Here is a 6,225-nt window from a genome sequence, read left to right as displayed (position 1 = left end):
CTACGTGAGAATGCACGACGGCCAGCACCTGGCCCTGGTCCTCGGCGGCCGCATAATCCTCCGCCGGCAGGCGGAAGTCCTGGCCGTGGCTTGCCGCATTGCGGCACGGCACATACTGCTGCTTGTCGGCGGCGGCAACTATCAGGCCGCACGCTTCACGGGGATAGTCCACCAGGGCATGACGCTCGATGGCCCGCTTGATGCTTGCTGATAGCCTCATCACCTCACCCTGTCCGCGCTCGGGAAGCCGCCAAAAGATAGAGGTTGCCATTCTCCGAAACGGCGTTTGCAATCCGACACTCTCCCAGAACACCTATCCTGGCTCGGATCCGTCACAGGATTGCCGTCGCGGTCAAACATCGCCGACCCTGTGTAACCACACCAAGCGCCCCTATATCCGCCCTCTGGGCCAGCCATCGTCAGCCAGGAGCACATACCGGCCATCACTTGCCGACGCGGAAGCTGCACGCCATCGAACTGCAAGGGCGACGACAGCACAAATGTCACCACCTCTGGCGTCTCTGTTTGCTTCTGACTGATAATCCAGCGCTCATCAGGCAGGTGCTCATTCGGATTTGCGCCCGGGTTGCCCTCGGGGAAATTCGTCGCGTCCAGATACTTCGCAAATGTCCGGCGCCGGACCAGCGTCGCTCCGCGCAGATCATCCAATGCCAGGCACAAAGCCGTCACCACGCCGGTAATTGGCTCGCCTTCATCGTCGGTGCCGATGTTGCTGACGGTGATTGTCGGGTTGGGCTGCTGGCCATCGCCTGTGCGCTCGAAATCCTTTGTCTCAATCGCCCACGGGTAGTAGACGTTGCCCTGCCAAACGATTTCACCGTCATTGTGGTTGTGGTAACGCTCGATAGATCCGCCAATGGCTGTGCAGTCGATCTCGTAGAGCGTCACCAGATTGCCTGGAACTAGCTTTTGTACGTCCTCAAGGATCATGGCGCGAACCTCTCTTCAAATGTGGCGGTAAGCGTATAAGCCTTCCCGCCCATTGGTCTGAGACTGAATTCGCGCACAACAAACAATCCTGGCTCTGTCTCCATGGGAGGGGTCCAGGAAAACGGCTTGAATCCCGCGTGGCGCCTCAAGAAATCCCGGATCGGCTGGATTTCCGTGTCATACCCAACGAACTGAAGCGGCCAGGACCGCGTTTCGTTATTGATGCCATCGCCTACCTCCTGCGCATATCCGTCGCCGAATTGCGCGGACAGAACCCGGAATGCGCTTTTCCCATCCGGGTCTATGCGAGGGCACCATGTGAAAGTTTCGTATGCCATCAGCTAAATGCCCCTTGCCTTGCTTGCCATGCGATACCCCCCTGGCGCTGCGACCTAACCTGCAACTTCTGGTACTCGGTTCTGGCAATCTCTTGCATCATCCTTCCGAATGCCTCAAGTCCGGGCGTCGCCTCAGTCGTGTCTGCCCCGCCGCCTTCGTTGTGGATATGGATAACAACCTTTGGCTCTTGACCCGATGAGGCAGCCACAGAGGGCAGAGACGGCCTGCCCGCCATACCTCCGATGGCATGGCCTGGACCGCGTATCGCACGGCGCAGCGCATTGAATCCGGACTCCCCACCCAGGGATCGGATTTCGTCCTGATTGAGCACGCCCTCGCCACGGTGAACGATACCGGCCGGCTCGAAACGGCCGCCGTCACCGGTGTAGCCGCCGGAGGAAAACGTCCAGTTAACCCCAGGCGTTACGCCAGCAGGCGCAGCGGCTCCGCTGAATGCGCCACCAATAGCCCCGAAAAGCGCCCCCGCCAACGGCCCTGTAATCGACTGCTGGATGGCGATGCGAACCATGTCGCTGATGATCGAATCTGTCAGGTCGCTGAAACTCAGTTTGCCGGTGCGCACGAACTTGGTGAGCGAATCCTCCATGCCCTTGATGGTGTTGCCAACCATATTGCCCATGGACTGGTAGACATTCGCAGCATCGTCCGCATAGTTGATCAGCGCGTCCCTGGCGCCAAGTGCCCAGTCCTGCGAAATCAGCAGCTTCTTGTCGTGGTACTCGCGCACCATCGACAGTTCTTTTTCCAGCGATTCCCGGATCTGCGCCAGCTCCGAGTCCGACAGGCCCTGCGCAGAGTTCCGCCTTGCCTCAATCAGGCTGCGGTAGCGATCCTCAACCTTGGCCAGGTCCGCGTTCAGCTCCCGGATGCGGTCGCCCTGACCGAAAGACTCCAGGTCACGCATGAACTGCAATTGCGTGATAGATTGCTGCTCTCGCAGATCCTTGAGCATTTTTTCTTGTTCTATCTGAGCAGAAAGTGCGTCGTACTGCTTCGCAGCTGCTAGCGCCTCGTCTTGTCGCGCCTTACTGCCGAACGAAATTGCCCCGATGCGAATCCTTGCCAGCAGTTGCTCGGCCTCGGTCTCCTTGCCAAGCAAGGCCGTTCGTTCGAGGATCTGCTTGATGTAATCGCTACCTGATTTCCCCGCCCCGGTTGCGCTTGGCGGCTTCCCGCCCCCACCGCCACCGCCATCGTATGGCGCAGATTCTGGCAATGAAAATCCACCGAATGCTGCACCGATGTAGTCTTTCGCAAGCGCGGCGGAAATGGCTTTGTTGCGTTCTTCCACTGCTCCAGCCAAACGGTCTGCATATGGGTTGGCTATCTCATTGATTCCAGCACTTTCCCCGATGCGGCCAATGTCTATACCAATGCTTCTCAATGAGTCGGCCAGGCTATTTATTCCGCTCAGCGCCCCCTGAATCATGGAATTTATCGACCTGATGGCAATATTGACACCACCAATTACCGCCGCCCCCATCATGTCGCCAAAATTATTCCAAACGAACTTGATGTATTCGTAAGCAGCCACAAACGATCCGATGACGTAATTCGCGGCGGTCTTTGCTGTTTCTATTGGATCCTCGCCCACAAATTTGCGAAAATCCTCACTGAATTTATAGGCTGCATACGCGGCCCCAGCCAGGACCGCCACAAGCGCACCGACAGGATTCGCGTACATCGCCACCGTGACAGCCTTAATTGCCCCAACCAATCCCACCGCAAGCGATTTGGTCAGCAGAGCAACGCCGCCAATTAATGCTGGTGCATAGAATCCCGCCAGGGCAACCGCTGCTATATCCGCATACTGCCCAACAGCAGAGATCGCAGATCCAGCCAAATCGAATGCTGGCGCCGCGTATTGGCCGAAGGCAATCACATAATCGCCCGCGACTCGGATGCCATCGGCAAACGAAAAGATGGACTTAGCCATCGCGGAAGATACGCCTGATGCCTTGTCGATTCGTCCGACAAACTCAGTAATGTTGGTCTGTACGCGGGCAAATGCATCGCCGATAGTTCCCGGCATCTCGTCCGCCTCTTTCCGCAACTCATCGAGAGACCCAATCAACGCTTTTGCAATCACATCCGCAGTGATCTTTCCTTGAGCAGCCATGCCGCGCAATCCGTTGACGTTCGTGCCAAGCGACTTCGCCAGTGCTTCAGCCACGCGCCCACCATTCGCAAGAACCGTTTCTAGCCCGTCGCCACTTAGCTTTCCAACCGCCATAGCCTTCGAAAGCGCGTTCTGCACTGACGCAGCTTGCTCGCCCTTTGTGGCTGTGATGACAAGTGCATGGTTCAGCGCCTCGGTAAAATCCGCCGCCTCGGTGGATGACCTTCCAAGATCACGCAACACAGCGACGTTCCGACCATAAATCTCCACCGTCTGGGCAAGCGGGCTGTAGCTAGCATTGGCGATATCAACGATGCGGCGCATCATTGCGGGCGCGGCATCCATGTTCTTGATGGCCGCGCCGACCCTGGATTGCATGTCGCTCCAGGCGTCCGCGTAACGCGTCACCGCACTTGATCCAAACGCCACCGCAGCAGCCGCGCCAATCCCGACCAGCGACTTGCCCACGGACAGCGCGGCTCTGTCCACGGTGTTGATTTCCGATGCGGCCCGCTTCGCCCCTTTCTCGACGCCACCAAACTGCCGCTCCGCCTTCTCACCAGCAGCGGTCATCTTGTCCAGGTTTGAGGTGGCGGATACCGTTTGGCGGCTATCAATCGCCAGCGCAAGGGTTGCTATATCCATGAGTCGCCCATTAAAAAAGCCACCCGGAGGTGGCTCATAAAAATTTACCCTGATGTAGTGGGTGCGAAACGAATCTACATGCTCAGATTCGACCCACCCCATTTCTTGCTATCAGGGAAGTACTCCATATCAATCGAGTATGGCGTCCGAATCATTGCGCCGAAGCTGTTCTGTGCATCAACATATCCATGCACTCTAAATTTACATTCCCCGGTCTTCTGAATGGCGACATCACCATCATGCGCGTAAGGGAACTTCGCGGTACTGGGCGCCTTTAGGGCGCGTTTTACAAAATTCTGGCTCATAACGAAAGCCATAACCGTATCTGAGCAATCCTTTTTACGCTTTTCTTCGGCCTTTTTTGCATCGGCCTCCGCTTTGCGTTTCGCTCTTTCCCTCTCTTCGGCTCTTTGTTGTTCCGCCCTTGCTTCCGCAATCTGGCGCTTCTCCTCTTCTGCCTCGGCACGCCTCTCCTCCCGCAGCGCAACTTCTTCAGCGCTTGGTGCTGTAATCGCCGTGACAATCGGCCCAATCAGCAGCGCGGCCAAAACAGCAGCGACGGGCGATATCCAACCCCTCCCTGTCAAATCGCTAATTTTTTGCATGACCACCGGAGAGATGAGCGCGGCGGCAGCCATGAATATCAGCCCTCCCGGGACCGATATGCCGATCATGGCTACCAAGCCAAAAACTCCCAGCAGGACCGCAAAGATGTACAGAACCACGCTCAGGACCTTCCGCATACCGCCCCCCCCTGTATCCAATTGATGCAGGAAGTGTACCAATACAAACAGCCACCTCCTAGGGTGGCTGCTTACCTGCTGACAGAGTTACGTTCTACGCTCCGCGTAATTTCTTGGTGCCGACATGACCATAACGCCAGCGGGTACATCAGCAGCTGACACTTCGCATCCCAGCTTCTGCGCCAGCACGGTCAGACCAAGCGGCGTGACTCGGACGGACTCCCTGGTTTCGTCCTCGCCGGTGCGCTCGTTGTGAATCAGCGTCAACTTATGCTCAAGGTGGCCTGACTTAATCCGCTCTGCGTACCCGAGCAGCGTTCCTCGCCCCGGCCTACGGTACAGCCAGCCCTTCTGCTGCATCCAGAGTATCATCTTTCGCTCTGGATACTTCAGCGTCGTGGCGGTTTCTCGCAGCGTCATGGAGCCAGCGGCGTCAGCGATTCGCTCGAATACCTCGACCTTCGGGGCCTGTTCCTGCACTTTGCTTTCCAGCGCCAATACCTTTTCGCTGTAGCCAAGCAAAAGCCCGCGCATGGCCGCTGGGTCATTCAAGACCTCCATCGGATCGCGTTGTGGCTGCGCCCGCATCTGGTCATAAGCCCGGATCACTTTCAGGTGGAAGGCTGGGCTGATCCACATGGCGTAGGCATAGACCAGTTCCTTGCAGACGAAAGTTCCAAGTCCTTGTTTTGACTCGATTCCTCGAAAGTGAGGAATCGCCTCTGCCTCAATGTGAGCGGTCAGTTCCTGCGTCTGCTGCATTCGGAGCCAATTCGCCGGTTGATGTTTCGATTCCCCGCCAGCAGCCCGGTGCAGGTCATTCAGGCTGTAGCGACCTTGATCATCCTGGCGGATTGCCACATCTGCAATGGTGATGATATTGCTCATGCCCGCACCTCCTGACGGCGTGATGCCCGCGAGCCGCCAGTAAGAAACACCTGCCGCTTGATATCCCTTTCGCGCTCCTGTGCAAAAAGACTCCGCAGGCTCGGAAGCAGATCCTTGCGGAATTTGCGGCACAGACCCATCGCCACGCTTTCGCTGATCCAGTACGAACGACGAATCTTGAAAGTCATATTTGCGCGGTTGTGGCTAAACACCTCCGACTTGTTCCAGCAGTTGCCAATCCACCAGCTTTCAGGGCGATTTCCGTTCTGCCACAACAGAACAGCATGCGCCCTTTCGTTATCGACACCCATCCAATCCGCCAGTTCCCCGCTGTGCATTGCCAGATGACCGCGCCGGCCAGAGACGAAAATACTAGGCAGCGGCCCTGTTTTCGGTTCCTCTCTGCGCACATGCGCCTTCACTGCCGCATCGATTTGTTGCTCGGATACGCCATCAATCAAGGCCGCTGGCGGTGCTGCTTGCCCTTTCTTGGGCGTCTGCTGTAAACTCGACATATCG

Annotated in this window: 7 protein-coding genes; all 7 read right to left on the bottom strand. The window is 57.2% G+C overall.

All coding sequences use genetic code 11. The features are described from left to right. The coding region (locus EV686_RS18375) for a Mov34/MPN/PAD-1 family protein (protein WP_207901892.1) at window positions 1-220 on the bottom strand (220 nt) is incomplete at its 3' end. After that, complete coding sequence (locus EV686_RS18370; protein WP_132478415.1) at window positions 220-951, bottom strand: phage minor tail protein L; 732 nt, start codon at window positions 949-951, stop codon at window positions 220-222. The genes EV686_RS18370 and EV686_RS18375, both read right to left, overlap by 1 nt. After that, window positions 948-1,289 (bottom strand): phage tail protein, encoded by a 342-nt coding sequence (locus tag EV686_RS18365; protein WP_132478414.1) that lies wholly within the window; start codon window positions 1,287-1,289, stop codon window positions 948-950. The genes EV686_RS18370 and EV686_RS18365 overlap by 4 nt, the downstream gene beginning before the upstream one ends. Next, complete coding sequence (locus tag EV686_RS18360; RefSeq protein WP_132478413.1) at window positions 1,289-4,177, bottom strand: phage tail tape measure protein; 2,889 nt, start codon at window positions 4,175-4,177, stop codon at window positions 1,289-1,291. The genes EV686_RS18365 and EV686_RS18360 overlap by 1 nt, the downstream gene beginning before the upstream one ends. Further along, window positions 4,150-4,800 (bottom strand): hypothetical protein, encoded by a 651-nt coding sequence (locus EV686_RS18355; protein ID WP_132478412.1) that lies wholly within the window; start codon window positions 4,798-4,800, stop codon window positions 4,150-4,152. Before EV686_RS18355 ends, EV686_RS18360 begins: the two co-directional genes overlap by 28 nt. A gap of 105 nt (window positions 4,801-4,905) precedes the next feature. Continuing rightward, entirely contained in the window at window positions 4,906-5,706 is an 801-nt protein-coding gene (locus EV686_RS18690) for a phage antirepressor KilAC domain-containing protein (RefSeq protein WP_165972687.1), read from the bottom strand. Further along, window positions 5,703-6,221, bottom strand: coding sequence for a hypothetical protein (locus EV686_RS18345; RefSeq protein WP_132478411.1), 519 nt, complete (start codon window positions 6,219-6,221; stop codon window positions 5,703-5,705). The genes EV686_RS18690 and EV686_RS18345 overlap by 4 nt, the downstream gene beginning before the upstream one ends. Between the last annotated feature and the right edge of the window lie 4 nt (window positions 6,222-6,225).

The sequence above is a fragment of the Paracandidimonas soli genome (assembly GCF_004342005.1).
Lineage (GTDB): Bacteria > Pseudomonadota > Gammaproteobacteria > Burkholderiales > Burkholderiaceae_B > Paracandidimonas > Paracandidimonas soli.
This window is presented reverse-complemented; position numbering and strand designations above follow the sequence as displayed.